The sequence below is a fragment of the Flavobacterium panacis genome (assembly GCF_024649945.1).
GTDB classification, from domain to species: domain Bacteria; phylum Bacteroidota; class Bacteroidia; order Flavobacteriales; family Flavobacteriaceae; genus Flavobacterium; species Flavobacterium panacis.
The window spans coordinates 257145-282853 of sequence record NZ_JANKMS010000007.1; the positions used below are offsets into that span (position 1 = coordinate 257145).

22 protein-coding genes are annotated in these 25709 nt (G+C 33.2%); 15 read left to right on the plus strand and 7 right to left on the minus strand.

Features of this window, described 5'->3' with window-relative positions; translation table 11 throughout:
- Positions 1–397: 397 nt before the first annotated feature.
- The gene (locus tag NQQ59_RS16210) at positions 398–1843 is read left to right on the plus strand and encodes a glycosyltransferase (protein WP_144218652.1); all 1446 of its coding nucleotides are present in this window, start codon (positions 398–400) and stop codon (positions 1841–1843) included.
- A gap of 76 nt (positions 1844–1919) precedes the next feature.
- On the opposite strand, the gene NQQ59_RS16215 is transcribed toward NQQ59_RS16210, so the two are convergent.
- Both NQQ59_RS16215 and NQQ59_RS16220 read right to left on the minus strand, forming a co-directional pair.
- Complete coding sequence (locus NQQ59_RS16215) at positions 1920–2627, minus strand: AAA family ATPase (RefSeq protein ID WP_144218654.1); 708 nt, start codon at positions 2625–2627, stop codon at positions 1920–1922.
- Positions 2628–2657: 30 nt separating this feature from the next.
- Positions 2658–3389 carry a YggS family pyridoxal phosphate-dependent enzyme gene (locus tag NQQ59_RS16220; protein ID WP_144218656.1) on the minus strand — a complete coding sequence of 244 codons (732 nt, stop codon included), beginning with the start codon at positions 3387–3389 and terminating at the stop codon, positions 2658–2660.
- Between the two features lie 441 nt (positions 3390–3830).
- On the opposite strand from NQQ59_RS16220, the gene NQQ59_RS16225 reads away from it, so the two are divergent.
- Positions 3831–4094: a DUF2024 family protein gene (locus tag NQQ59_RS16225; RefSeq protein WP_144218658.1), complete on the plus strand. Its 264-nt coding sequence runs from the start codon at positions 3831–3833 to the stop codon at positions 4092–4094.
- Positions 4095–4307: 213 nt separating this feature from the next.
- Here the strand turns inward: NQQ59_RS16225 and pdxR are convergent, their stop codons facing one another.
- Positions 4308–5717 carry a MocR-like pyridoxine biosynthesis transcription factor PdxR gene (pdxR, locus tag NQQ59_RS16230; RefSeq protein ID WP_144218660.1) on the minus strand — a complete coding sequence of 470 codons (1410 nt, stop codon included), beginning with the start codon at positions 5715–5717 and terminating at the stop codon, positions 4308–4310.
- A 168-nt stretch (positions 5718–5885) separates the two neighbouring features.
- On the opposite strand from pdxR, the gene NQQ59_RS16235 reads away from it, so the two are divergent.
- Positions 5886–6461, plus strand: a complete 576-nt coding sequence (locus NQQ59_RS16235) for a Crp/Fnr family transcriptional regulator (protein ID WP_144218662.1) — start codon at positions 5886–5888, stop codon at positions 6459–6461.
- A 40-nt stretch (positions 6462–6501) separates the two neighbouring features.
- Here NQQ59_RS16235 and NQQ59_RS16240 read toward each other — a convergent pair whose 3' ends face one another.
- Complete coding sequence (locus NQQ59_RS16240; protein ID WP_144218664.1) at positions 6502–6894, minus strand: DUF4345 domain-containing protein; 393 nt, start codon at positions 6892–6894, stop codon at positions 6502–6504.
- Between the two features lie 158 nt (positions 6895–7052).
- The gene (locus NQQ59_RS16245) at positions 7053–7511 is read right to left on the minus strand and encodes a DUF1810 domain-containing protein (protein ID WP_144219828.1); all 459 of its coding nucleotides are present in this window, start codon (positions 7509–7511) and stop codon (positions 7053–7055) included.
- A gap of 494 nt (positions 7512–8005) precedes the next feature.
- On the opposite strand from NQQ59_RS16245, the gene NQQ59_RS16250 reads away from it, so the two are divergent.
- From NQQ59_RS16250 to ku, 12 genes are all read left to right on the plus strand, one after another.
- The gene (locus NQQ59_RS16250) at positions 8006–8365 is read left to right on the plus strand and encodes a hypothetical protein (RefSeq protein ID WP_257698390.1); all 360 of its coding nucleotides are present in this window, start codon (positions 8006–8008) and stop codon (positions 8363–8365) included.
- A gap of 100 nt (positions 8366–8465) precedes the next feature.
- Positions 8466–10121: a peptidase domain-containing ABC transporter gene (locus tag NQQ59_RS16255; RefSeq protein WP_144218668.1), complete on the plus strand. Its 1656-nt coding sequence runs from the start codon at positions 8466–8468 to the stop codon at positions 10119–10121.
- A 2-nt stretch (positions 10122–10123) separates the two neighbouring features.
- Positions 10124–11476, plus strand: a complete 1353-nt coding sequence (locus tag NQQ59_RS16260) for an HlyD family secretion protein (RefSeq protein WP_144218670.1) — start codon at positions 10124–10126, stop codon at positions 11474–11476.
- 1 nt (position 11477) lies between these two features.
- Positions 11478–12875 (plus strand): TolC family protein, encoded by a 1398-nt coding sequence (locus NQQ59_RS16265; protein ID WP_144218672.1) that lies wholly within the window; start codon positions 11478–11480, stop codon positions 12873–12875.
- Positions 12876–13023: 148 nt separating this feature from the next.
- Positions 13024–14145, plus strand: a complete 1122-nt coding sequence (gene nagA / locus NQQ59_RS16270; protein WP_144218674.1) for an N-acetylglucosamine-6-phosphate deacetylase — start codon at positions 13024–13026, stop codon at positions 14143–14145.
- Between the two features lie 154 nt (positions 14146–14299).
- Positions 14300–15514 (plus strand): hypothetical protein, encoded by a 1215-nt coding sequence (locus NQQ59_RS16275; RefSeq protein ID WP_144218676.1) that lies wholly within the window; start codon positions 14300–14302, stop codon positions 15512–15514.
- A 14-nt stretch (positions 15515–15528) separates the two neighbouring features.
- Positions 15529–16533, plus strand: coding sequence for an NHL repeat-containing protein (locus tag NQQ59_RS16280; protein ID WP_257698391.1), 1005 nt, complete (start codon positions 15529–15531; stop codon positions 16531–16533).
- 332 nt (positions 16534–16865) lie between these two features.
- A complete protein-coding gene (gene metN / locus NQQ59_RS16285; RefSeq protein ID WP_144218680.1) occupies positions 16866–17897 on the plus strand; it encodes a methionine ABC transporter ATP-binding protein MetN in 1032 nt (343 codons plus the stop codon).
- Positions 17890–18543, plus strand: coding sequence for a methionine ABC transporter permease MetI (locus NQQ59_RS16290; protein WP_144218682.1), 654 nt, complete (start codon positions 17890–17892; stop codon positions 18541–18543). Before metN ends, NQQ59_RS16290 begins: the two co-directional genes overlap by 8 nt.
- Positions 18544–18585: 42 nt before the next feature.
- Positions 18586–19398: a methionine ABC transporter substrate-binding lipoprotein MetQ gene (gene metQ / locus NQQ59_RS16295; protein WP_144218684.1), complete on the plus strand. Its 813-nt coding sequence runs from the start codon at positions 18586–18588 to the stop codon at positions 19396–19398.
- Positions 19399–19569: 171 nt separating this feature from the next.
- Positions 19570–20169 (plus strand): murein L,D-transpeptidase catalytic domain-containing protein, encoded by a 600-nt coding sequence (locus tag NQQ59_RS16300; protein ID WP_144218686.1) that lies wholly within the window; start codon positions 19570–19572, stop codon positions 20167–20169.
- Between the two features lie 106 nt (positions 20170–20275).
- A complete protein-coding gene (gene ku, locus NQQ59_RS16305) occupies positions 20276–21061 on the plus strand; it encodes a non-homologous end joining protein Ku (RefSeq protein WP_144218688.1) in 786 nt (261 codons plus the stop codon).
- On the opposite strand, the gene ligD is transcribed toward ku, so the two are convergent.
- Complete coding sequence (gene ligD / locus NQQ59_RS16310) at positions 21058–23610, minus strand: DNA ligase D (RefSeq protein ID WP_144218691.1); 2553 nt, start codon at positions 23608–23610, stop codon at positions 21058–21060. The two genes, ku and ligD, sit on opposite strands and share 4 nt — an antisense overlap.
- 576 nt (positions 23611–24186) lie before the next feature.
- The gene (locus tag NQQ59_RS16315) at positions 24187–25671 is read right to left on the minus strand and encodes an aminotransferase-like domain-containing protein (RefSeq protein WP_144218693.1); all 1485 of its coding nucleotides are present in this window, start codon (positions 25669–25671) and stop codon (positions 24187–24189) included.
- Positions 25672–25709 lie beyond the last annotated feature (38 nt).

Here is a 25709-nt window from a genome sequence, read left to right on the forward strand (position 1 = left end):
TGAAATTACACTTTAGGTATCTTCTGCACAATTTTGTTTTACTATTTACGTTTTAAATAATTCACTGGTTATTTTGAAAAAAATAGCAATTAAGGAGAGAACCCAATCTCTTAAAAGTCCTTTAAAATGGAGTCTTTTTAATCCCAAAAGTTACATGTTTACTGTATACACTATCCACAAAGTGTAAAATAATTACACACTCTTTTTGAAACGTTTTTTTATAAATAGCTCTATAACAGCTTCAAAACGTATTGGCACGCCACTTGCAAATTGTGTTTATGACAAAATCTTGATGTGTTTGTTTTTTTATTGTTTCTCTCAGATGAGATACATAAATCAGAAAAAGAAAGATTTTACTAAAAGCCCATAATTAAGCAATCAAAAAAGGAGTATAAGCATGGAAAGCGAAACAATTATCTCAGAACAATTTTATGCGAACAATAGTTCAGCTATCAGCGAAAAATCATTAAGTGGTTCTTTTTTTAGAACTAATGAAAAAGCAAAACAAATACATGTAACAAGACCAACTAGTCCAATTGGATTAACCATTATCATTGCCACATTTTTATTGATGATTGCAGGTGTTTGTTCTGTATTTTTATTACAGGACGATTTCGAACAATTTCATTTTGAAAGAATCGCATCAACCTGGGGATTACCATTTTTAATCATCACAACACTTTTGTTCTTCTATCAGACGGGAGTTTTCTTGTACAGCTCTTATTTGTATTTAAGATATAAACCAATCGAATCTGTATCTGACGAATTATTGCCGACTTGTACGATTATCGTTCCGGCTTATAATGAAGGAAAATTAGTTTGGGACACTTTATTGAGTCTTGCAGATAGTGATTATCCAGCAGAAAAATTACAGCTTTTGGCTATCGACGATGGAAGTAAAGATGATACTTGGTACTGGATGGAGCAAGCAAAAGCAAAATTAGGAGATCGTGTAACGATTTTTCAACAACCAAAAAACCAAGGAAAACGTCAGGCATTATACAGAGGATTCAAATTAGGAACTGGTGAAATCTTTGTAACAGTAGATAGTGATTCTATTGTGAAAAAAGACACTTTAAGAAATTTAGTTAGTCCGTTTGTAGTGAACAAAAAATGTGGAGCGGTTGCAGGAAACGTTCAGGTTTTAAACAACAAATCTGCTATTTTACCAAAAATGCTGAATGTAAGTTTTGTAATGAGTTTTGAATTTCAACGCTCTGTAGAAAGTCAACTAGGTTCTGTATTATGTACACCTGGAGCTTTGGCAGCTTACAAAAGAGATGCTGTTTTTAACTGTCTTCCAGAATGGATTAACCAGACTTTCATGGGACAACCATCAGATATTGGAGAAGACCGTGCTTTGACTAATATGATTTTGAAACAAGGTTTTGAAGTTAGATTTCAAAGAAATGCAGTGGTATTGACTAATGTTCCTGAAGAATATAAAGGATTATACAAAATGTTCATCAGATGGGCGAGAAGTAACGTTCGTGAGAATTTGATGATGGCAAAATATGTTTTCACAGATTTTAGAAAAGAGTCAAAATTTGGTGCAAGAATGTTGTTTTTGAACCAATTCTTTAAAATTGCGATGACTTATCCGTTTATCTTATTTATGTTCTATTTTATTGCAGTTCACCCGATATTATTTTTAAGTTCAACATTTTTAGGAATCTTAATTTTCTCAAGTTTCTCTATGTTGTTTTATGCAAAAAGATACAACTTGTCTGAGTCTTTCTGGGCTTATTCTTATAGTGTTTTCTACACTTTCAGTTTATTCTGGATTGCGCCTTATGCGATAGCAACAGCTAACAAAAGAGGATGGTTGACAAGAGGATTATAATTTAGTACACTATTCATTTCTATTATATAAAACTCCAAAAAGAAAAACCCGTTGTATTTACAGCGGGTTTTTTGATTTATTGTTGAATATCTAAAGAAGCGATAATTTGTTTTTTCATAGAAGTATGGATGTAATCTAAAGCTTCGGCGTAAGAAATAGAATAACGTCTTTCTATGTTTTGAAATTGCTCAGGAAATTCACTTAAAATTTTGTCGTAATAAATATCCAGATAACTCTCAGAAGGCATTTCATATTTCAAACGAAGCTGAAATCTTCTTAATAAAGCGCTGTCAATTATTTCGTAATGATTCGTCGCGCAAATTAATAAACTATCTGCAGGAAAATAATCCATTTGTTGAATTATCGTATTAACCAAGCGTCTCATTTCGCCTACATCTTTATCGTCGCTGTCACGGCTTTTACCAATTTGGTCAAATTCATCCAAAAATAGAACAGCTCTTTCGCGAATTGCTTTGTCGAAAATTGCTTTTAGATTTTTAGAAGTTTCCCCAATTCTTGCGTCAATAATTGTGCTGAGGTTAATAATGATAATCTTTTTGTTTAAAGTATGAGCAATTGCTTTTGCTGTTGTGGTTTTACCACAGCCAGAACTTCCGTGTAGTAAAATCTTGTTGTCAACTTTAAGATTGTATTTTTTTAGTTCGTCAATATATTGATGCTCTTTGATAATTTGAAGCAACGAAGCTTTATTTTCTTCGCTAAAAAACAAATCATCTAAAGCTATTTTTTCAGTATCAATTACAGTAAGATCATTCAGGTTCATCTGCGTTTTTATTTGGTGCAAAATTAAGTTTTATTCTGCAATGTTTTCATTCCAGATCTCTTTTCCTATAAAACGATTTCCAAAGATTGAAGTGCCAATTCTCACCATATTAGAACCTTCGGCAATTGCCAGTTCTAGATCTTGTGACATTCCCATCGAAAGTTTTAAATCTTCTAAACCTTCAATTCCTTCAGCGTAAATTTCATCTCGAACGGTTCTCAAAAGTCGTAAAGACGGAATCATTTTTTCTTTTTCAACATCCAAAAGTCCGATGCTCATTAACCCCTTAATATTTAAGGTTTCGTATGTTTTTATTTTTTTGATGAAAGACAAAACATCCTCTGGCGCCAATCCGAATTTACTTTCTTCATAAGAAGTATTCACCTGAACAAAAACATCTAATTTTCTATTTTGGTTTTGAAGCTGTTTGTGCAATTCATCAGCCAGATTTATTCGATCCAAAGATTGAATGCAAGTCACATATTTTAAAACATCTTTTACTTTATTGGTTTGAAGATGACCAATAAAATGCCGTTCAACAGGAAGATTTTTTAAAATATCATTTTTATCCCGCAATTCCTGCATTTTATTTTCGCCCATCAAAGTTTCGCCAGCTTCAATTGCAATTCGTATTTGTTCTGCCGGAACAGTTTTAGTAGCCAATAAAAGCTGCACATCAGCGGGATTTCTTCCAGCCAATACGCAAGCATTTTCAATCCGCTGATGGACTTTAATCAAATTAAAAATAATATCGTTTTTCATACCACAAAATTAAGCCTAATCTGGAAGGTGTTTTTGATCCAGTTTTTATAATTAAATGTGGTCCAGATGAAATGATTTAATTAAATGAAATAGAACAATATAAATTGTGTTAGGCAAATAGTAGTCATTGAATTTTTCCATAGCCCTTAGTTGCAACTAGGGGATTTTTAGTTAAGCTATTCAAGTTGGGCTTTAGCCAAATAGGTGTAGTTTAGGCTAAAGCCATTCTTAAGCTAATTTTATATACCTCCATCTAAAGATGGAGGCAATTGTTTTATAAATCAGAACATAAAATTTCAGAGAACAATTTCAACTGGACCAGTACCTCTTAAAAAATGAAAAAACTGGATGATTCACTATTTTCAAAACCAGAATAAATTTGCAGAGAGAAAAACTTAGTCCCGATAACTATTGGGATAGAATCTTAGCACCTTAAAAAAAATGAAAATAGCAGTTTGGGATACTTATGTAACCCGCAAAGATGGAAAAATTATGCACTTTGATATTTTAGTAGACGAAAATGTTAACGATGCAGAACAAGTTTATGAATACGGAAAATTATATCTGAAAAGTGTAGATCAAGAAGGGCAAGCCTTATCTTCTAAAGAATGTCGTTTTTGTCATATTGATAGAGCACCGATAGAAGTAGAAAATCAAGTTAGAGAAAATGGTTTTTCTATTATTGAAATGGAAAACTGTAATTGATTTATTTTAAACACATAGAAACATAGTTTTTCAAATACTTTAAAAAGGCGTTTCACTTTCATTAATGCACATAGCTATGTGTAATGACCAGTCATTCTATTTTTATCCTTTCAATAAATATAAAATCTATGTTTCTATGTGGTAGAAAAAAAGGCTTCGACTTCGCTCAGCCGGAAAAACTGTGTGTCACCCTGACCGAAGTCGAAGGTTTTTTTATAACAATTTTGCAAGCGCTTTTATTCCTTCTTCAATTTGTTTTTCAGAAAGAGAAGCGTAACCCAAACGGAAACCTTTAATCGTTTCATCAAAACTAAATCGGTTTGGACTCATAATCTGAACGCCTTGAGACTTTAGTTTTTCAAAAATTTCCAGAACATTAACTTCTGAATTTGGAACAATCCAAAAGGCAAGTCCGCCTTCTGGTTTTGTAAACGTGATTTTGTCTTGAAGATATTGATTTAAGACACTTTCAAAATAATCTCTTTTACTTCTATAAACTAAATTGGCTCTTTTAAGATGACGCTTTATTTTACCTTCATTGATGAGGTTTAAAATTGCTTCTTCCATAATATTATCGCCCTGAACATCGATGATTTTTCTATGATTTCCAATTTTTTGAATGTTCTCATGCGAACTCGCTAAATATCCGATACGTAAGGCAGGCGCGACAATTTTGCTGAAAGTGCCAATATAAATGTAATTCTTAAGAGCGGAATAACTTGAAATCGGAAGTATTGGTCGTTGCCCAAAATGAAACTCATTATCATAATCGTCTTCAATAATTGTAAAATGATATTGATTAGAAAGTTCAATCAATTTTAATCTCTTTTTTAAAGACAAAGTTACTGTAGTCGGAAATTGATGATGAGGTGTAACGTAGATGGCTTTTATGTTTTTGTGCTGCAGGTATTTTTCGACTTGGTCGATATCCAATCCGTCTGGTTCTACATTGACAGGAAGTAGAATTGCGCCAGCATTTTCAAAAGCTTCCCAAGCAGGTTTGTAACCAGGATTTTCAACCAAAACATAATCCCCCGATTTTAAAATACAATGCGAAGCTAGATACATCGCCATTTGACTGCCTCGCGTAATACAAATTTGATCGTGCGAAATACTCATGCCACGTTTAAAATTCAGCATTTGAGTAATTGATTTTCTAAATTCGAGATTTCCCAGTTCACTACTGTAACCCATAATCTGCCAGCGTGATTTTCGGCTGAACAATTCACGATATGCCCTTGCGAGATCGTTCATTGGCGCCAATCGGCTGTCGGGAAGCCCATCATCAAAAATTAAATGACTTTTGGGTTCTTCAATAAAAGATTGTTGTTCTTGTTTATTTTCTGACTTAAGAGAAAATTTAGGAAGTGATTCAGTAACAAAAGTTCCTTTTCGGTCAACAGAGATAAGCCAGCCTTCGGCAATCAAAACGTCTAGAGCTTCAACGACCGTATTTCTGTTTACTTTTAATAATTCTGCCAATTGCCTGCTTCCAGGAAGAGCGTTGCCACTAATTAATTTTCCTGTTTTAATCGCATCAATTACGGCATCGGCAATTTGAAGGTAAATCGCTTTATCTGATTTTTTGTCAAGCTGAATTTCTAAGGGCCATGGACGAAGCATCTGGACTGTATTTGATTTAGAAATGAAATCTATTTACTGGTCCAAAAATACAATAATTATAAGATGAAAAATAGATTGAAAGTATAATTTTTTAAAAAGTTTGCAGCTCAAATTCAATACCTTAAAATGTTTTGTTACTTTTAAAATAAAAAACTTCCAACTTTAATAATGAACGATCTGCTTCGAAAATTTCTAGAACAATTCAACAGATTCAAACCTGAAGATATTGATTTAATTATAGAAAATACTACAATTGAAACTTTTAAAAAAGGAGCGTTTGTGGTGTTGGAGGGGCAGATTAGTGATAAATGTTATTTGGTTTTAAAAGGTTGTTTGAGACAATTTAAAAGTATTGATGGTGAAGAAAAAACTACTGGATTTTTTATTGAAGAAATGCCTTTGGTTATCTATTCCAGTTATTTGGACGGAAAACCTTCAGAGTTCAATATTCAATGTTTAGAAGATACTATTTTAGTGAGCGGCACTCGGGAAAAAGAATTAGAGATGCAGTTAAAAAGTCCGATTTTGGAACATATTACGTCATTGATTATGGTTTCAGATTATAGAAAAGCTGAACGATATATTGCCTTATTAAACAATTACAATCCCAAAGAGCGTTATCTGAAATTCATGAAATCGAACCCTAATTTTTTAAACCGAATACCGCTGGTTTACATTGCCAGTTATTTGAGTATTACGCCAGAATCTCTAAGTAGAATTAGGAAAAGGATTTTTCAGAAATAGAGAATCTAGTTCATTAAAATATTTTCCATATGCTTAAATTTTATTCTTTGTTTTTGAAATAAAAAATAGTGCAAATAGCTCCAATTACGATTTCAGAAATGGCTGCATTTAGAATAGTTTGACTTGGTATTCCATCAACAATTATCGAATACAATCGAGAAAATCCATAAGCAAAATATAACAGAATTGCAGTCTGCAAAGAAATCTTAGTAAGTGAAGGTTTAAAAGCCCCCATTAAAATTACAGTTCCGAAAACGATAAGTGTTCCTCCTGAAGAACGGATTTCACTTAACAGATTAAAATCATTTTTATTGAGATGAATTTCTGCAGAAGCTTCAAAAGCAATGGGAAAAAACAAAAGTGCAACGCCAATTGAAAAGCCGATTAGTCCAGCAATAAAAAGTAATACTTTAAGATAGGTTGATGATTTCATAAATTACATATGAGTTTTAGATTAATAATGCTCAAATGTAATGGGTGTGAAGAACTTATGTTCTTGACTTAAGGTAAGAAAATTGAACTAAATTATCTGAAATAGAACTAAATCAAAAAAGGGAACGGTTATAGACGTTCCCTTTTTTTCTAAGAATATTAAGAAAGTACTGTTTCTGGCAGGATTACAGTTTTTTGAGTAAAATTTAAAGTCATTTGATCTAAGTGTCCGTAGAAGAAAGTATCTAAAACTTCCTGAAATACTGGATTAGCATTTTCTACCTGAACAAATAAACTCATAGACGAGTGCAGTTTTCTGGCGTCAAGTTCGCCTAGAATACCTTCAGCAGATTTCTTTTTAAAAGTCAGCAACAATTTTGAAATTTCAATTAAATGTTTCGCCAAAATCGGATGATTTAAAAATTCAGTTGCTTCTTTCAAATCGGCAACAGCATAATAATCAGAAAGAGCACTTTTACCTAATCCTTGGATCTGCGGAAAAATAAACCACATCCAATTGGTTTGTTTTTTACCTTTTTTAAGTTCAGAATAGGCTGTTAAGTACAATTTGTTTTGAGCATCTAAAAATCGGGTCAAATCATTTTTGGCATAAATCATATTGAGATCATTTATTAAATGGTTTGTAAATCGGGTTTCTATATCGGGTAACACTTTTAAAATTTGCTGTATTAAACTTCATCGAATTTTCGATATCCAAAAGTAGATTTCAGATCTCTTTACGAGTTATAGAATTATGGTAGGTTGTTATATAATTCCGATAACATTTCAAAGTGTAAGAATGCCTTGTTAATTTCTTTGTAAAGTTTTGAACGATTCTAAATTCTAATGTTATTTTAATGTTCTAGAAAAAAATTGGCTCTAAATTGCGCGCTCAGAAAAATTTGGATAATAGCTCTAAATCACTGAGGTTTTGACTAAAATCGGCGTGGTTTTTTAGACTAAGAAATAAATTTGAAGGCAAAATAGAAGACAGAAAATTAATAATGTAGTGATAGATGTCTTTTAATAATGATTTTGGAGAAGATGTAACTTTTGTTTTTTAGAATATGTTGAATAAAATTAAAAATAGCTTTTTATGTAAATGCCTTCAGGTGTTACTAGTCGGCTACTTTTTGATCAGCAGTTTAAACATCTCAAATGGCGTAAGCCGAATCATCAATGCTAATGCCGAAACGTACACGGTCAAAGGGATTACTTGTAATTTCCTGAAAAAAATCTTCAAATGTGACGGAATTCCAGAAGAACTGGATGATTATAAAACAAAAGAAACCAAAACTGCCAAATTAGGAAAAGGAATTCCTTTAATGGAATATTTGGTCTCATCAGAATCATTGATGCCTAATTTCTATTTCTTAATAGAATCTGAAGGAAAAAAATATATTGACAATACGATCTTCTCATTTGGTTTTCACGGTAAAATAGATATACCGCCTCCTCGGGTGAACTCATAAATACTTGTTTTTTAAGGATTAGGACGAAAATCTTGATCTTAAGTGCGGTTTTTGCCGTATATTTATTCTATGTAATAATCTTGTATTTATATCTAAATTCATGACACCATTTAAACGATTTTACAACTTATTGCAGCTAGATAAACGTGATGTATATCAAATTATCTTCTATGCTGCGTTCGCAGGTTTAGTAAACCTGTCTCTGCCTTTAGGAATTCAGGCAATTATTAATTTTATTCAAAGTGGACAACTAAGCGTTTCCTGGATTGTTCTTGTGATCCTGGTTACAGTTGGAGTTGGTTTTGGAGGTATTCTGACGATTCTGCAACTGCGAATTGTAGAAAACCTGCAACAGAGAATTTTTGTGCGTTCTTCTTTTGAATTTGCGTACAGAATGCCTTTAATCAAATTTAAAGAAATGTACTCTGAGTACGCGCCAGAAAAAGCCAATCGATTCTTCGATACTTTAATGGTGCAAAAAGGAACAGCAAAACTGCTTCTGGATTTCTGTACAGCATTCCTTCAAGTTGGTCTGGGAATTATTTTATTAGTGCTTTACCATTCTTTCTTTATGGTAATCGGACTTCTTTTTATTGTGATTTTATATGTCATTTTTAAATTTTCGTACAAAGACGGTTTAGAAACAAGTTTGAACGAATCGAAGTTTAAATATAAAGTGGCGGCTTGGCTTCAGGAAATTGCACGTAATCGTGAAAGTTTCCGTAGAAAAAGTGCTTTCGAATATGCTTTGGAAAGAAATGACAAATATGTAAGTAACTATGTAAATTACCGTGAAAAACACTTTCAGGTAATGAAGAAACAATATATTCAGCTGACTATTTTTAAAGTAATTGTTACTGCTGCCTTATTATCGATCGGTGGTTTTCTGGTAATTCACCACCAAATGAACATAGGGCAGTTCGTAGCAGCTGAAATCGTAATTGTATTATTGATCAACTCAGTAGAAAAAATCATCTTCGGATTAGAATCTTTTTACGATGTATTGACTTCTGTTGAAAAAATTGGTCAGGTTACAGATATGGAAATTTCATGTATTCCAGAGACGTCAGACAAAACGGAGAAAGGAATCAATATTGAAACAGAAAGTATCAATTACAATTATCCAGAACACAACAAAAAGTCGCTTAAGAATATTAATCTGAAAATTTCTCAAGGAGAAAAAATCATTCTTACAGGAACAAACGGGGCAGGAAAAAGTACTTTGTTGCGATTATTGTCTGGCGTTTTAGAACCAGAAAGCGGCGCTATGTATGTAACGGATAATTACATGAACCGCCTTACCGAAGATACTTATAGAGCACAAGCAGGAACTTATCTGCAAGGTGATACTTTGTTTGCAGGAACAATTAGAGAAAATATTGTTTTTGGAAACGAAAAACTAAATAGCGACGATTTAAAATGGGCTTTAGATAATGTTGGCCTTACGCCATATATTAAAACTTTCGAGAATGGATTAGAGAATCAAATTCATCCCGGAGGTCGTGAACTTTCTGCTTCTGATGTTCAAAAAATTCTTTTGGCAAGAAGTATTGTGGGTAAACCAAATATCTTATTCTTAGAAGATCCTGTTGATAAAATGGACGAATTGACTTCGAATAAAATTGTTGATTTTTTACTTTCCGAAGAAAATGACTGGACTGTAATTGTAACTTCTAAAAGCGATATCTGGAAGAGCAAATGCAGCCGTATGATAACCATCGATGACGGAAAAATTATTAACGACATAAAGCTTTAATCATGCTCAATATATCTAAAGATAATAACGTACTTATAACTCCGGGCAAATACAAGTCGATTACAAGTGTTGCTCGTAGACCTCATTATAGAATTTTAAATAAAGTCATAATCGGTTTCTTGATTTTTTGTGTGGGCTGTCTTTTTCTGCCTTGGACGCAAAATATCTCGGGAAATGGTTCTGTAACGACTTTAAAACCAGATCAAAGACCACAAACAGTACATAATGCTATTGCAGGTCGAATCGAAAAATGGTTTGTAAAAGAAGGTGATTATGTAAAAAAAGGAGATACAATTCTTTTTATTTCTGAGATTAAAGAAGATTACTTGGATCCAAATTTGGTTAACAATACCAAACAACAGGTAGATGCTAAAAAGATGGCAGTAGAATCATACAGTGATAAAGTAGGTTCTCTTGATGTTCAGGCGCAGTCTCTTAATACAGAAAGACAATTAAAATTACAACAAGCTCAAAACAAAATTCGTCAGGCACAGCTGAAAATCAAAAGCGACAGTATGGATTTGGTTGCCGTTAGAACGCAATTAAGAATCGCAAAAACGCAATTTGACCGTTCGACTGCATTGAATAAAGAGGGCTTGAAGCCAATGACAGATGTCGAGCAGAAAAGATTAAAACTGCAAGAATCTGAAGCGTATATTATTACGCAGGAAAATAAACTGTTAAGCAGCAGAAACGAATTGATTAATGCGAAAGTAGAAATCAACAGAATTACGGCTGAGTATACAGAGAAAATTTCAAAATCTAGAAGTGATAAATTTACAGCTTTAAGCACGCAATACGATACAGAAGCGCAAGTAAATAAACTAGAAAACCAATACACCAATTATAAATTAAGAAACGGTTTGTACTACATTACAGCACCTCAGAGCGGTTATATTAACCGTGCTTTATTGGCTGGTATTGGAGAAACGATTAAAGAAGGAACTTCTATTGTAAGTATTATGCCTTCTCAATATGATATTGGAGTTGAGACTTATGTAGATCCAATCGATTTGCCACTGGTACATCGTGGTGCAAAAGTTCGTGTCTGGTTTGATGGTTGGCCTAGAATTGTGTTCTCAGGATGGCCTGGATTGTCTTACGGAACTTATGGAGGTAAAGTCGTAGCGATAGAAAACTTTATTAGTCCGAATGGGAAATACAGAATTTTGGTTTCTCCAGACGGAGAAGATCGTAACTGGCCAAAAGAGTTAAGTATTGGAGCCGGAGCACAAAGTATTGCTTTATTAGAAACCGTTTCGGTTTGGTACGAGATTTGGCGAAACCTGAATGGATTCCCACCAAATTATTATAATTCAGGAGAAAAAGAAGCAAAAGGAAAGGAGAAAAAATAAAATGAGAAATCTTGTAAAATTGTTTTCTTTCTTATTTCTATTGAGTTTTTCTTCGCTTCAAAGTCAAAACTTTAATCAAGAAGAGCTTACTTTCAGCGAGTTTTTAGGATATGTAAAAAAATACCATCCACTCGTAAAACAAGCCAATCTTGAAGTGAGTAATGCTCAGGCTAAATTAATGGCAGCCCGAGGCGGATTTGACCCGAAAATTGAAGTAGATTACAGTAAGAAAGAATTTAAAGGAACAGAATATTATTCGTTGTTAAACAGTAGTTTTAAAATTCCAACTTGGTACGGAATTGAAGTAAAAGCTGGTTTTGACGATACAGACGGGGAATATTATAACCCACAAAATCGTACACCTCAAGCAGGTTTGGCTTCGCTTGGTTTAAGTGTGGCTTTGGGTCAGGGAATGTTTATCAATCAGCGTATGGCTGATGTGAGAGAAGGAAAATTGCAGCTAAAACTAAGTGATGCAGAACGAAAACTAAGAGCGATTGCCGTTTTAGCGAAAGCAAGTGAAGCGTATTTTGAATGGAGAAAAAGCTATAACGAAGCAGAGCTTTATAAAAGCTATTTAGGTTTTGCAAGTACTCGTTTTACAGGAGTCAAAAAATTAATAGAATCTGGAGACTCGCCAGCAATTGATAGTGTTGAAGCTAAAATTACAGTGAGAAATCGAGAACTGAATGTTGAAAACGGAAATCTGAAACTGGCGAAAGCAAAACTAAATCTGGCCAATTATTTATGGATTGAAAATGTTCCGGTTGAATTAGGAGATGTAGTAAAACCAGAACAAAATTTAGGTCAGACCATAGAAGAAACATTGCGAACAGATGCCATGATGGTTGATGTAGAATCGTTAGATTCACATCCTAAAATTCAGTCTTTGGAAACTAAGATGGATATTTTGGAAGTAAACCGTCAATTAAAAGCCAATTCATTACTTCCAAAAGTAAATGTAGGTTATAATTATATTTCAGATCCAAATTACTGGAATACATTCAACGCAGACGATTATAAGTTTAATATTGATTTTAGCTTTCCAATTTTCTTAAGAAAAGAAAGAGGAAATTTAAAAATGGCTAAGATTAAAATTCAGGATTTACAGTTTGATATCGGACAACAACGATTAGAACTTAAAAATAAAATTAAAGCACAGCAGACCGAAATTGCTTCTTTGAGAAAACAAAAAATGGTAATCGATAATCTGGTAAAAGATTATATGACAATGCTGAACTCAGAAGAAAAACTATTTTCATTCGGAGAAAGTTCCATTTTCTTAATCAACTCAAGAGAAAACAATCTGGTGAGTGCTAAATTATCTCAGATTAGTCTAGAAAACCAGTTTTATCTTTCGAATGCCGAATTGTATAAAATATTGGCAAATCCAGATTGATTTTAAAAAAATATGCATTCTGTACCTGTTTGCATAATATTTAATTTTCAGCGTTTATTTTTTTTTTAAAGCTTCAGATTTTTTTCTGAAGCTTTTTTATTTACTGAAAAATCGAACTTCTTTTTTAAATTTGAAAAAAAACTAGAACATGAAACAAGCGATTGTCAATGCTGTTGTACATACAGGTGAGGAAATAATTGAAAATGGAGTTGTAATTGTAGAAAACGGAACAATTATTTCGGTACAAAAAGAAGTCCCAAACGATATCGATAAAATTGATTTGGGAGGCAATCATATTTCGGCAGGATTTATCGATATTCAAATTAATGGTGGAGAAAAATTCTATTTCAGCCAGACGCCAAACGAAGAAACCATTCAGGATATTTATGATGCAAGCATGAAATATGGCACAACTCATGTTTTACCTTGTTTGATCTCCTCTTCAAAAGAAACTATTTTAAAAGGAATTGAAGCTATTCGTGATTACATGAAAAAGCATCATAATGGTGTAATTGGAATGCATTTGGAAGGACCGTTTTTAAATCCGTTAAGACGAGGTGCACATAGCATTGATCAAGTTAGAAAACCAACCAACGAAGAACTTCAAGAAATTATCGAAAAAGGAAAAGATATTATCAAAGTCATCACGATTGCTCCCGAGTGTTTTACAGAAAAACAGTTGGATATGCTGATAGCAAGCGGAATAACCATTTCGATTGGACATTCGACTATTACACACAAAGAAGCACAGCCTTATTTTGCAAAAGGAATAAATCTGGTAACGCATTTGTTTAATGCCATGACACAATTTGGGCATCGTGAGCCAGGTTTGGTTGGAGCTGTTTTTGAAAATGATGAAGTGTATGCGCCTGTAATTTTAGATGGTGTTCATTGTGATTATGCCGCTGCAAAAGTCGCTTACAGATTAAAAAAAGAGAAATTCTTCCTAATCAGTGACGCCACATTTCTAGGACGAAAAGTAGCCAATTTTAAATGGGAGAATTTTGATGCACATTTAGTAGATGGCTTTTATAGAAATGAAGATGGTAATCTGGCAGGAGCAACAATATCGATGACAGAAGCAGTACAAAACGCTTACCATCATCTAAATGTTTCGATAGACGAAGCTGTAAAAATGGCGACAACAAGAGTTGCTTCAGCGATTGGTTTACAAGTAAAAGTAGGAAAAATCAAACAGGATTTTCCGGCAAGTTTTGTTCAGTTCGATTCTGATTTGCGCGAAATTAAAACTTTAGATTTGACTCGATAGTAACTTTAAAATCTGATTTTTAAGTGTAGTAGGGGTTTACAAAAATTTACTATTTGTAAACTTTATGTTCGTATTTTTCTTGCAATATGCTTGTTTTTATCAAGCATATTTATAGTTTTGCAGCATATTTAACCCCAAACCTACTTACTTAAAAATGAGAAAAAACACTCACTTCTTTTTGCTTGCGCTATTGTCAAGTATCATTTTGGGTTGCAGTGACGAAGGAGATTCGTACAAACCCAATTATCTGCAAAGCATTGATGCCACGGCTTTGTCTGCAGAAAACCATCCGATGACGATGTTTGAAGATAATGAAGATCCTGCCCGAATGTATGATAAAAACGATCGATGGTTTCGAGTAAACGAACCACTTCAGGTTATACAAAAAGGAAAAGATTCTGTTCAGGTTTCGCTTTATTTACCAGTTGGACTTTCAAATGTCAAAATTTATGCGAAACTGCCTAATTACGATAAACGCTTTGTGATTTATAGTTTTTCTAAAATACCTGCTTTTCATCGTTCGTTTCATAAATTACCTTTGGCAGATAAGAAAAACGATTATTTGTTAGAAACTGGAAACACAGTAACGATTGACAAAATTGAAGGATTTTCTTCTGGAACAATTGAGTTTTCTGTGGAATGTGATGATCCTTTGTTTCAAAAAATTAAAAAGATAAAATCTACGCATTTAGTTCAGTTCCATGATGGTTATCACATTAATGAATTGGGTAAATATCTTCCGATGAATCCGGCTTTGGCAAAAGAAGCGATTACAATGATTATCAATTATTCTTATGCTTTGAGTCATCCTTTGTATTATAGCACTTTTACCAATTTTGACAAATACAAACAAGAGCAAGCGGCGACAGCTGGAACTGCCATAAACGGTGCCATAAACTGGCACGGAAATGCCGATGATGCCAACGGGGTTTACGATTATTATTCTAAAGAAGAAATCGAAAAAATATACTGGAATTATCTAGATAAAAGAACGGTTTGGATGGCTATGGTTGGAGGAGATTCTGCATGGGGCGGAGGAAATCTAGCATCACAATGGGAATCAGGTTATGTAACTGGACATTGGTTAGGAGAAATGTCGGTTTGGTCTCACGAATATTCGCATCATATTGGTTTTAGTCACAGCAGCAATTTAGCAAACAGTGGCGAGGGTGGAGGCCAACAGGAAATGCTTACAGATTTTTATAAATACTTGATTTACTTAAATGATCTTCCGTTTACAGATCCAGAGATCTTAAAAACGTATGCGAAAACGGCTTACGTAAAAGGAACTTATAAAAAACCAGTATTTACCATTAATCCAAAAAATCCATTTTTGCTGAAATATAAAGGCGAAGGAAAATGGAATTAAAACATAAAATAGAGATGAAACATATTTTGCCCTTAATTTTTGTTCTTTGCTTTTTTACCAATTGCAGCAAAGACGATATAGTTTCTAAAGATTATACCTATTATTATCCAACAGATGTAGCAACACTTACAACAGCAGATATTCCTGGAAGTAGCGAAGCATTTGATCCAAAAGGAATAGCCATTTCAAATGAGAAATTGTATGTTGTGAACGGAAATGTTTTAGAAGTTTTTAATGCTGTTACTTTTCATCACATTAAAACCATTAAAGAATATGTAAAAGGAAGTACAACAATTCCGTTGACGAGTTTAACTTCGGTGTCTGTTGATAAAGGACGCATCTATTTGGGAAGTACAGAATCGAGATTATTTGTTTTTGATGAAATGACAAATGCAGGAATCAGTACGGTTGGAAACGGCCAGTGGTGGAACACTTTTGTGCACGTTTTTGGAGTTGTAGCAAAAGACGGATTGGTTTTCGTAAAAGAAAAAGAAAAGAGTATAAAAGTACTTGACGCTTCTCAAATTATAGAAACAAGCGATTGGAATTTAAAACCTATCGCTAAATTGAACACTTTAAACGGATGGACAGAAGTGTATTCAATGGATATTGTTGATGGAAATCTAGTTGTGGCAGGAAGAGACGCCAAGAGTTATTTGTATTATAACATTGCAAACATTAAAACCAATGCCGAAGCTTCATTAACAACTCCTATTGAGCCTCAAAAAGTACAGTTTTTAGATGTAAAACCAATTGCAGTGAATTTTAGTTCTGAATGGGCTGTAACTTCAGAAAATATAGGAAGTAACTCTTATTTAAAATTATATCCGAAAGAAGATTTTATTAAAATGCAGTATAAAGCGGTTGTAAATGCTTCGGATATTTTAGGTAAAAATACATTTGGAACTATTGTTAGTACAGCACAGTTGAATGATTTGATTTTTCTATCGGATAATACCAATAAAAAGATCAGAATTGTAAAACTGAATAAATCTACAATTGCTGAACAGAATAATTAAGTTTGAAATACCAATACTTTAAAATCCAAATTCCAGGCTCTAAAACTGGAATTTGGTTTTTTTTTATTTCTATTTTAAAAACCTATTAGATTGATAGGGTAATAAAAGTTTTGATAATTTTTATTATAAAATTGAAAATAACTGCTTAAATTTGCACCAGCTATGAAAAACGATAACCAGAAAATGAAGAATTATGATAACTGCAGCATGATGTGCTGTGATGTTGTTATGAAATGTATTGAGCTGGCTTATATATAAAATGATATAATTTATCTTGAAAGCCTTTCATGAATAGTTGAAAGGCTTTTTTGTTTTTAAATCTTAATTAGAGAATGATTGAATTAAAAAATGTAACCAAAACTTTTCATCAGAAAGACAGAATTGTCCAGGCTTTGTCTGATGTCTCGTTAAGAGTTCCTCCGGGAAAAATTTTTGGTGTAATTGGAACTTCCGGGGCTGGAAAAAGTACTTTAATTCGTTGCGTGAATTTATTGGAAAGACCAACTTCAGGAGAAATTATTGTAGATGGTAAAGCTTTAATGCAATTATCAAATGCTGAATTGGCAATAGAAAGAAGACAAATCGGAATGATTTTTCAGCATTTCAATTTACTTTCTTCGAGAACGGTTTTCGATAATGTGGCTTTTCCGTTAGAATTGGCAGGAACTTCAAAAGCTGAAATTAAAACTAGAGTTTTAGAATTATTGCAATTGGTTGGTTTAGCCGAAAAAGCAAACGATTATCCGGCAAGTCTTTCGGGAGGACAAAAACAAAGAGTGGCCATTGCGAGAACTTTGGCTAATAACCCGAAAGTATTGTTGTGTGATGAAGCAACCAGTGCGTTGGATCCAGCTACTACAAGATCTATTCTGAATTTGTTGAAAGACATTAACAAACGTCTCAATATTACTGTATTATTGATTACGCATCAAATGGAAGTGGTAAAATCTATTTGTGATGAAGTGGCGGTAATCAGTCACGGAAAATTGATAGAGCAGGGAAGTGTGGGCGAAATCTTTGCAGATCCAAAACACGAATTGACTAGAGAATTTATTTCTTCTTCACTGCATATTGAAGTGCCGTCTGTTTATCAGGAAAAATTAGAAAAAGAAGATAACGGAAATTTAAATCCGTTATTGAAACTGGAAATGACTGGAAAATCGGTGAATGAGCCTGTTATTTCAGAGGTTTCAAGACTTTTTGATACCGATTTCAAAATTGTAAGTGCACAAATGGATCAGGCAGGCGAAGTTAATTTTGGTGTAATGTTGATTGAACTTTCAGGAAAACGCGAAAATTATGATGCCGCAATTCAATATTTTAATTCAAAACACATTAAAACAGAAATTATAGGTTATGTCTGATACTCTTATAGATTTATTATTAAAAGGAACATGGGAAACCATTGTGATGACTTTTGTATCGGGCTTCTTTGGTTTTTTATTGGGGCTTCCAACGGGAATTTTGCTTTTCCTAACTCGTAAAAATCAAATTTTAGAACAGCCTGTTTTAAATAGAATTTTGTCAGTTTTGGTCAATGTTTTTCGTTCTATTCCATTCATTATTTTGATCGTTTGGATGATTCCGTTTACACGTGCCATTGTAGGAACTTCAATTGGTGTAAGTGCCGCTTTGGTTCCGTTAAGTATTGGTGCAGCGCCATTTATTGCCCGTTTGGTCGAAAACAGCTTATTAAGTCTTCCTTCAGGATTAATTGAAGCGGCAAGAGCTTTAGGAGCAACACCATTTCAAATCGTTTACAAAGTATTATTGCCAGAAGCATTACCTTCTTTAATCAATGCAGCCTCTATTACTTTAATCACTCTTGTGGGATATTCTGCAATGGGTGGAGCCGTTGGAGCAGGTGGTTTAGGACAGGTTGGTTATCAATACGGATATATTGGTTATGATGCCGTGACAATGAACTCGGTTTTGGCTTTATTGGTTATTCTGGTATTCATAATTCAGTTTGTGGGAGACAAATTATCAAAACGATTCGATCATAGATAATCAATTGACAATTAATAATTAACAATTTACAATTAAAAAAATATGAAATTAAATAGTATAAAAACGGCTGGAGTTTTGGCTTTGGCACTTGTTTTATCAAACTGTGGAAACAAAAAAAACAATGATCCTCATTTTATTAAAGTAGGAGTAGCTTCTGGTCCTGAATTAAAAGTGGCGGAAGCAGCAAAAAAAGTTGCCAAAGAAAAATACGGATTAGAAGTAGAATTGGTTTCTTTCAATGATTATGTGATTCCAAACGAAGCTTTAAGTCAAGGAGATATTGATGCGAATGCTTTTCAACATAAACCTTATTTAGACGAACAATCTAAACAAAGAGGTTATAAATTAGCGATTATCGGAAAAACATTTGTGTATCCAATTGCGGCTTATTCTAAAAAAATAAAAACACTTGCGGAGCTAAAAGACGAAAGCACAATCATTATCCCAAATGATCCAACAAACGGTGGACGTTCTTTGTTGCTTTTGCAGAAAAATGGTTTATTGAAATTGAAAGATGGAGTTGGTCTGCTTCCAAAAGTTACAGACATTGTTAGTAATCCTAAAAATTTAAAAATTTTAGAATTAGAAGCGCCTCAATTGCCTCGTGCTTTAGATGATGAAAATGTTTCTATTGCGATCATCAATAATACATTTGCTTCTGCTGCAGGACTTGTGCCTTCGCGTGATGCTTTGTTTGTTGAAGATAAAGAATCTCCGTACGTGAATTTGGTGGTGAGCCGTGAAGACAATAAAAACGAAGAAAAAGTAAAACAGTTTTTACAAGCTTTTCAATCTCCTGAAGTAGAAAAAGCAGCAGAGCAGGAATTTAAAGGTGGCGCTGTAAAGGGCTGGTAAATAATTTTAAGTTATGAGTTAACTTGAAACTTGAAAACAAAAAAGACAGATATTTTATCTGTCTTTTTTGTTTTAATATATGTCTTAAAGTGTTGTTTTTCAGATTTTTAATGGTGATTTGTTTTTTGATGGACTAGTAATTTTGTGCTGTTAATTTCTAAAACAATGATCATGAAAATTTTTGGTTTGACTTTGCTTTTATATATTGGTTTTTTTGGGATTCCAAATGAGAATAAAACAGAAATTCCAGTAGTGAATTCGGAGATGGAACGCTTTAATTCGAAACTGGAAGAAGTAAAAAATGTAATTTATAAAAATACAACCTACAATACTAAAATTGCTTTTTTAATTGATATGAGAATCAAATCCGGCAAAAACAGATTTTTCATTTACGATTTAGAAAACAATAAAATTCTGGATCAGGGATTGGTTGCTAATGGTTCCGGTTCTGAAACGAATGTAAGAGGAGAATTAAAGTTCAGTAACGAGCCAGAGTCCAAGTGTACTTCTTTGGGCAGTTATACCGTTGGTAAATCTTATGTGGGTATGTTTGGAAAATCGTATAAATTACACGGTTTGAATGAAACTAATAACAATGCCGAAAAAAGGGCAATTGTTTTGCATTCTTATTCTGCAGTTCCCAATGAAGAACAAGATTATTATATTTCAAACAGTAAAGGCTGTCCAATGGTAAGTGAAGCTTTTTTCAAGAAATTAGAAAAGATTATTGACTCTTCTAAAACGAGGATCGTCCTGAATATTTATTATTAGCGAAAAATAAAAAAGCTTTAAAAATTATAAAATAATGGATTGATTTTGTAAGAGTTACTTTTTTTAGTTGAACTAAATTTAGAGTTCAATTAAAAAACAAGAAACCATGAGATCAATTTGGACAGGTTCGGTAAGTTTTGGATTAATTAATATTCCGATAAAAATCTTTTCAGCAGTAGAAGAAAGCAGTCTTGATATGGACATGCTGGACAAAAAAGATCATGCCAATATCAAATTCAAACGTGTTAATGAAAATACGGGAAAAGAAGTTGATTTTGCAAATATCGTAAAAGGTTATAAAATCGATGATAAATATGTAATCCTAGACGATAGCGATTTTGAAGCTGCAGATGCCATAAAAACCAAAACTATCGCTATTGAAAGTTTTGTTCTCGAAAAAGAAATTCAAAGCATTTATTACGAACAACCGTATTATCTAGAACCAGACAAAGGCGCTATGAATGCGTACGGATTACTTCGTGATGCACTTCAAGCTTCCGGAAAAGTCGGTGTGACCAGATTTGTTTTAAGAAATAAAGAAAGTCTTGCGATTCTAAAACCTTACAAAAATGTAATTGTTTTAAACCGAATTCGATTTGAACAGGAAATTAGAAGTACAAGCGAATTAAAATTACCGCCTATCTCTAAAAAAGCTACTAAAGAAATGGATATGGCCGAAAAACTGATCGATCAGCTTACCGAGAAATTTGATATTACTGGTTTTAAAGACGAATATACCGCCAAACTTTTGGATATTATTAAAAAGAAAGCCAAAGGGAAAACTCAGAAAGCTTCACCAAAATTGAAAGTCGTACACAAACAAAGCGACGATTTGATGGAAATGTTAAAAGCGAGTTTAGAGAACAAATCTAAAACAAAGAAATCCTCTTAAACTTCGTGTTGTCTTTCTTCCAATTTCAGGATAATTTTTTTGATGTTAGCTCCTTTGGATAAAACAGGTTTCCATAAATCTCCTTTTTTCTCAAAACGTTTCAATACATTTTGAATCTTAAAGTGTGAAGGATGTAATTTTTCATTGACTTCATTCCATTCTAATGGTGTTGAAACGGTAGCCCCAGGTTTTGGACGAACAGAATAAGGTGCAGCCAAAGTTTGTCCTCTTCGGTTTTGTAGAAAATCAATATATAGTTTGTTTTTTCTTTTTTTGATGCTTCTTTCCATAGAAGTGATATCGGGAATTCTGGAATGCACTTCCTGCGCGATTAACTCGCCTAAAATTTTGATAGACTCATAATCGTATTGCGCACCAAGCGGAATGTAGATATGCAATCCAGAAGCTCCAGAAGTTTTGCATAAACATTCTGTTTCTAACTCGTCTAAAACTTCTTTTACAACCAAAGCTGTTGCTATTACTGGACTAAAGTCATTACCTGATGGATCTAAATCTATTACCAGCCAATCTGGATTTTGAATATGTTTTATAGTCGAGTTCCAAGGATTCATTTCGATACAACCCAGATTTGCCATATAAAGTAAAGTTTCTTTGTCATTACAAATCAGATAATCAATATCTGCATTATTTGATTCAGAGAAAATTTTCTTGGTTTTAAGCCATTTCGGAACTTTGTCAACGTCAACATCCTTCTGATAAAAACTCGGCGCATCAATTCCATTAGGAAAACGATTCATAGATTCCGGACGATCTTTTAAATAAGGCAAAATCAGTGATGAAACCTCATTGTAGTATTGTACAACATCACCTTTGGTAATTCCATCTTTAGGAAAATATACCTTGTTCTGATTAGTTAGATGCAACGTCGTTTTTCCAATTTTTAAATCGTAATCATTTTCGGTTTTATGCTCTTTTGAGTGTTTCATTTTGCTGAGATTAGCATTTTTATTGTCATTGCTATTGATATTTCCATTGAAATTCACTTCAGACGCTTTTTTATCAACTCTCAATCCAAGATAAACGGGATGTCGCAAATGATGATCCTGTGTCCATTCTGAATATTTAACCTGACAAACCATTTTCGGTTTTACCCATTGAATTTTATCTCGTAACGGAACTTTTTCTTTTACAGGAGATTGCTCTATAAAAAGAGGTTTCAATTTGGTATGAAGTTCTTGCAGAATCGATTCTGTAAAACCAGTTCCGCATTTTCCAATGTATTGCAATTCGTTTCCGTTGTATTGTCCGAGCAAAATCGCGCCAAAATATTTTCGGGAATTTTTAGGTTCGGTAATTCCGATGATAATGGCTTCTTCTTCATTCGAAATTTTAATTTTCAACCAATTACTACTTCGGTTTCCTACGGTATATGAACTGTTTGCTTTTTTGGCGATAATACCTTCGCTATTGTTTTTTCGGGCCTTTTCAAATTGTTGAATTCCGTTTCCAATAGTATGTTCCGAATAGAAAACATTGGAAAAAGAATATTTATTGAATAAGATTTTTAAGAGTTCTTTTCTTTCCAGTAAAGACAGTTCTGTTATATCGTTTCCGTCCAGATGTAGTAAATCAAAAACATAGTATTTTAGGTTTCCAATTCCGGTTTTAATATAGTTTTGAAGCATCTGAAAATCGGCTCTTCCAGAATCATTTTCAACAACCACTTCACCATCCAAAATTACAGTGTGATCTATTTTTTTTAATTCGTCTGCAATGGGTTTGAAATTAATATTAAATGAAATTTGGTTTCGACTGAATAATTCGATCTGATCTGGATTTATAATCGAAATGGTTCGGTAACCATCGTATTTGTTTTCAAAAATCCATTCGTCATCATCAAAAGGCTTTTCTGTCGTTTTGGCCAGCATGGGTTTTAAGAAAGACGCTTTTACGATTTTCGGTTTAGACTTTTTTTTTACGTCTTTATCCTCTTCATTTTTAGAAGCTATTTTTTCCGCTTTAGCTTCCAATTCTTCCAAAGTTCTTTTAGAAATAACCGATTTATTCTTTTCTAAAATATCTAGATCTGTAATGGCATATTGGTCGTCTTTTTTAATTAAAAGCCAAGCGTTTTCTTGTTTTTCGTGGAGTTTTACCAATGAAAATTCTCCTTTGAGTTTTTTTCCTTTTAAAATAAAACTCAAACGTCCTTTCTTTAAATCAGCTGATAATTGTTTTTCTGGTGAAGCTGTTTTTTCATCAGAAGTGTATGTTCCGTTATCCCAGACAATCACATTTCCAGCACCATAATTTCCTTCCGGAATTGTTCCTTCAAAATCTTTATAACTGTACGGATGATCTTCGACCATCATGGCAAGACGTTTTATTTCTGGATCCATAGAGGGACCTTTTGGAACTGCCCAACTTTTGAGAACGCCATTCATTTCTAATCTAAAATCATAATGAAGATGAGAAGCAGCGTGTTTTTGAACCACAAAAATTAATGCATCAGCCGATTTTTCAACCTTTCCTTTTGGCTCGCGTGTTTGCTTAAAATCTCTTTTCTGATTGTATTTAGATAATGACATAGCTTTTGTTTTTATAATATTAGCATAAGAGAATAGACGGCAGTTGCGACGATGGCGAAAATTATATGGGCAAAGAACAGCTGAATGTAATAGCCCTTAAAATCAATCGGGGGTTGATGACGGGTCATTTTGAAAATAATTATCCAGCTGAAGATACCAATTAAACCACTAACTACTCCTAGTAGGAGAGCACTTAATGGCGAAATTGGTAATATATTCTTTACCCAAATAATGTGATACCCAAGTACAAACAAAAAACCGATTATGTAATGTGTTAACCAGCCCCAAGTTTTTTTTGATCGTGCCGAGTGATCTATTTTCAATTTGTCAATGGCGTATATTAATAGTACAGGCTCTTTATACAATTCCCTAAAACTTTTTGATATTGCATAGCTAAACCACGTCATAGCTGATGTCGCGGTAATTGAAATAAATATCAATTGTAAAATGACATAAAATGGCATAAGATTTAGGATTTGAGGTCTAACGTATTTCAAAGTTAAATCCAAAAATCGGGAGCTCTTTATACTATTAAATTTTCTAATTATATAATTATCAGTAAGTAACGTTTTTGTGTTACAGGATGGCCTCTAAAGATTGCTTTAAAATGGAGACAGCTTTTTCCATTTCTTCATTTTCTAAATGTCCAAATCCTAAACGTGTGGCAGTTAAATCTTTGGTTTGATATAAAATGGTTTTGGGTAAAAATAATCCGTTATTCAGACATTCTTTCTGAAACTTGATAAGATTAAAATCGGCAAGCCATTCTACCCAAATTGCGAGTCCTCTTGGTGGTACTTTAAATCTAATTTTACCTTTCAAATTTTCGTTAAGTAATGAAACAAAGTAATCCCGACGTTCTTTGTAGATTTTTTTATTTTTTTTAGAAAGACGATGGGCTTCACCTTCAGAAATCCATTCGGTTAAAACTTGTTCTTTCATGACATCAATTCCGGGTTCGAGAATGTTTTGATGTTTTTCTAATTCTTTGATAAATTCGGCTGGAGCGGCAACAAAACCATAGCTGAAACCAGAAGGAAGTGATTTTCCAAAAGAACCAATGTAAACCACACGTTGATTGGTATCGAAAGCAGCCAAAGGTAAAACTGGATTATGGTCATAATGAAAATCAAAATCATAATCGTCTTCCAGAATGACAAAACCGTATTGATTAGCTAATTCCAAAACTTCAATTCTCTTTTTGGCACTCATGAGAATCGTTGTTGGATAATGATAATTGGAGGTAAGATATAAGATTCTGATTTTAGAATTTTCGCAGATTTCTTTTAATTTTTTAGTATCAATTCCATCTTCATTTACCGGAATAGAAATAATTTGAGCACCAGTATTCGTTAATGTCATATTCGACATATAATATCCAGGCGAAGCCACAACTACTTTATCTCCTGCATTAATAAGCACTTTTGTAACCAGATATAAGGCAATTTCGTGACTGCTCGCTGTTAAGAGATTGGAAGTCGAAATTCGAATTCCTCGAGTAAGATTTAAATAATTAGCAAATTGAGTTTTAAAATTCGAATGTGATCGAAGCTGAATCTGTTCGTAGGTTTTAGAGGTTTTATGTCTTTTTAATTTGGAAACATACAATCGTGCCAAAACATCTGTTTGTACCAATCTTAAATCGGGCATTCCGTCATTAAATTGATAAGGGAGATTGCTGATTTCGATTGGGTTTTCAAGAATAGTAGAACGTTGAAAAGTAAACCCAATATCGAGTGCTGATTGATTAGGTTCTTTTAAAATCGAAATTTCAGCTTTGTTTTTTTGCTTTTGTTGTGATAAAATAAAAGTCCCTTTATTCGGAAGTGTTTCAATCCAGCCTTGTGACTCTAAATCCTGAAAAGCTTTAATCAAGGTGTTGCGATTCACTTCAAGAACTTTACAAAGAATCCTTGTACCAGGAAGTTTGGTTCCTTCAGGAAGAAAACCTGTTTGAATGGCTTTGATAAATTCAAAAACAATTTGAAGATAAAGCGCCGTATTTTCTTCAAACTTAAGCTGAATAAAGCTTTTAAAAGGAATTTCAACCGGACTATTCATAATTACAAAACTGGTATACTTGATTAGTACGGCAAGGT

Excerpts from the sequence above, each read along its gene's own strand:
- metN (WP_144218680.1), top strand. The coding sequence starts at position 16,866 with ATGATTGAATTAAAAAATGTAACCAAAACTTTTCATCAGAAAGACAGA.
- NQQ59_RS16225 (WP_144218658.1), top strand. The coding sequence starts at position 3,831 with ATGAAAATAGCAGTTTGGGATACTTATGTAACCCGCAAAGATGGAAAA.
- NQQ59_RS16210 (WP_144218652.1), top strand. The coding sequence starts at position 398 with ATGGAAAGCGAAACAATTATCTCAGAACAATTTTATGCGAACAATAGT.
- metQ (WP_144218684.1), top strand. The coding sequence starts at position 18,586 with ATGAAATTAAATAGTATAAAAACGGCTGGAGTTTTGGCTTTGGCACTT.
- NQQ59_RS16280 (WP_257698391.1), top strand. The coding sequence starts at position 15,529 with ATGAAACATATTTTGCCCTTAATTTTTGTTCTTTGCTTTTTTACCAAT.
- ku (WP_144218688.1), top strand. The coding sequence starts at position 20,276 with ATGAGATCAATTTGGACAGGTTCGGTAAGTTTTGGATTAATTAATATT.
- NQQ59_RS16220 (WP_144218656.1), bottom strand. The coding sequence starts at position 3,389 with ATGAAAAACGATATTATTTTTAATTTGATTAAAGTCCATCAGCGGATT.
- NQQ59_RS16265 (WP_144218672.1), top strand. The coding sequence starts at position 11,478 with ATGAGAAATCTTGTAAAATTGTTTTCTTTCTTATTTCTATTGAGTTTT.
- NQQ59_RS16240 (WP_144218664.1), bottom strand. The coding sequence starts at position 6,894 with ATGAAATCATCAACCTATCTTAAAGTATTACTTTTTATTGCTGGACTA.
- nagA (WP_144218674.1), top strand. The coding sequence starts at position 13,024 with ATGAAACAAGCGATTGTCAATGCTGTTGTACATACAGGTGAGGAAATA.
- NQQ59_RS16300 (WP_144218686.1), top strand. The coding sequence starts at position 19,570 with ATGAAAATTTTTGGTTTGACTTTGCTTTTATATATTGGTTTTTTTGGG.
- ligD (WP_144218691.1), bottom strand. The coding sequence starts at position 23,610 with ATGTCATTATCTAAATACAATCAGAAAAGAGATTTTAAGCAAACACGC.
- pdxR (WP_144218660.1), bottom strand. The coding sequence starts at position 5,717 with ATGCTTCGTCCATGGCCCTTAGAAATTCAGCTTGACAAAAAATCAGAT.
- NQQ59_RS16275 (WP_144218676.1), top strand. The coding sequence starts at position 14,300 with ATGAGAAAAAACACTCACTTCTTTTTGCTTGCGCTATTGTCAAGTATC.
- NQQ59_RS16260 (WP_144218670.1), top strand. The coding sequence starts at position 10,124 with ATGCTCAATATATCTAAAGATAATAACGTACTTATAACTCCGGGCAAA.
- NQQ59_RS16215 (WP_144218654.1), bottom strand. The coding sequence starts at position 2,627 with ATGAACCTGAATGATCTTACTGTAATTGATACTGAAAAAATAGCTTTA.
- NQQ59_RS16235 (WP_144218662.1), top strand. The coding sequence starts at position 5,886 with ATGAACGATCTGCTTCGAAAATTTCTAGAACAATTCAACAGATTCAAA.
- NQQ59_RS16245 (WP_144219828.1), bottom strand. The coding sequence starts at position 7,511 with ATGATTTATGCCAAAAATGATTTGACCCGATTTTTAGATGCTCAAAAC.
- NQQ59_RS16255 (WP_144218668.1), top strand. The coding sequence starts at position 8,466 with ATGACACCATTTAAACGATTTTACAACTTATTGCAGCTAGATAAACGT.
- NQQ59_RS16315 (WP_144218693.1), bottom strand. The coding sequence starts at position 25,671 with ATGAATAGTCCGGTTGAAATTCCTTTTAAAAGCTTTATTCAGCTTAAG.
- NQQ59_RS16290 (WP_144218682.1), top strand. The coding sequence starts at position 17,890 with ATGTCTGATACTCTTATAGATTTATTATTAAAAGGAACATGGGAAACC.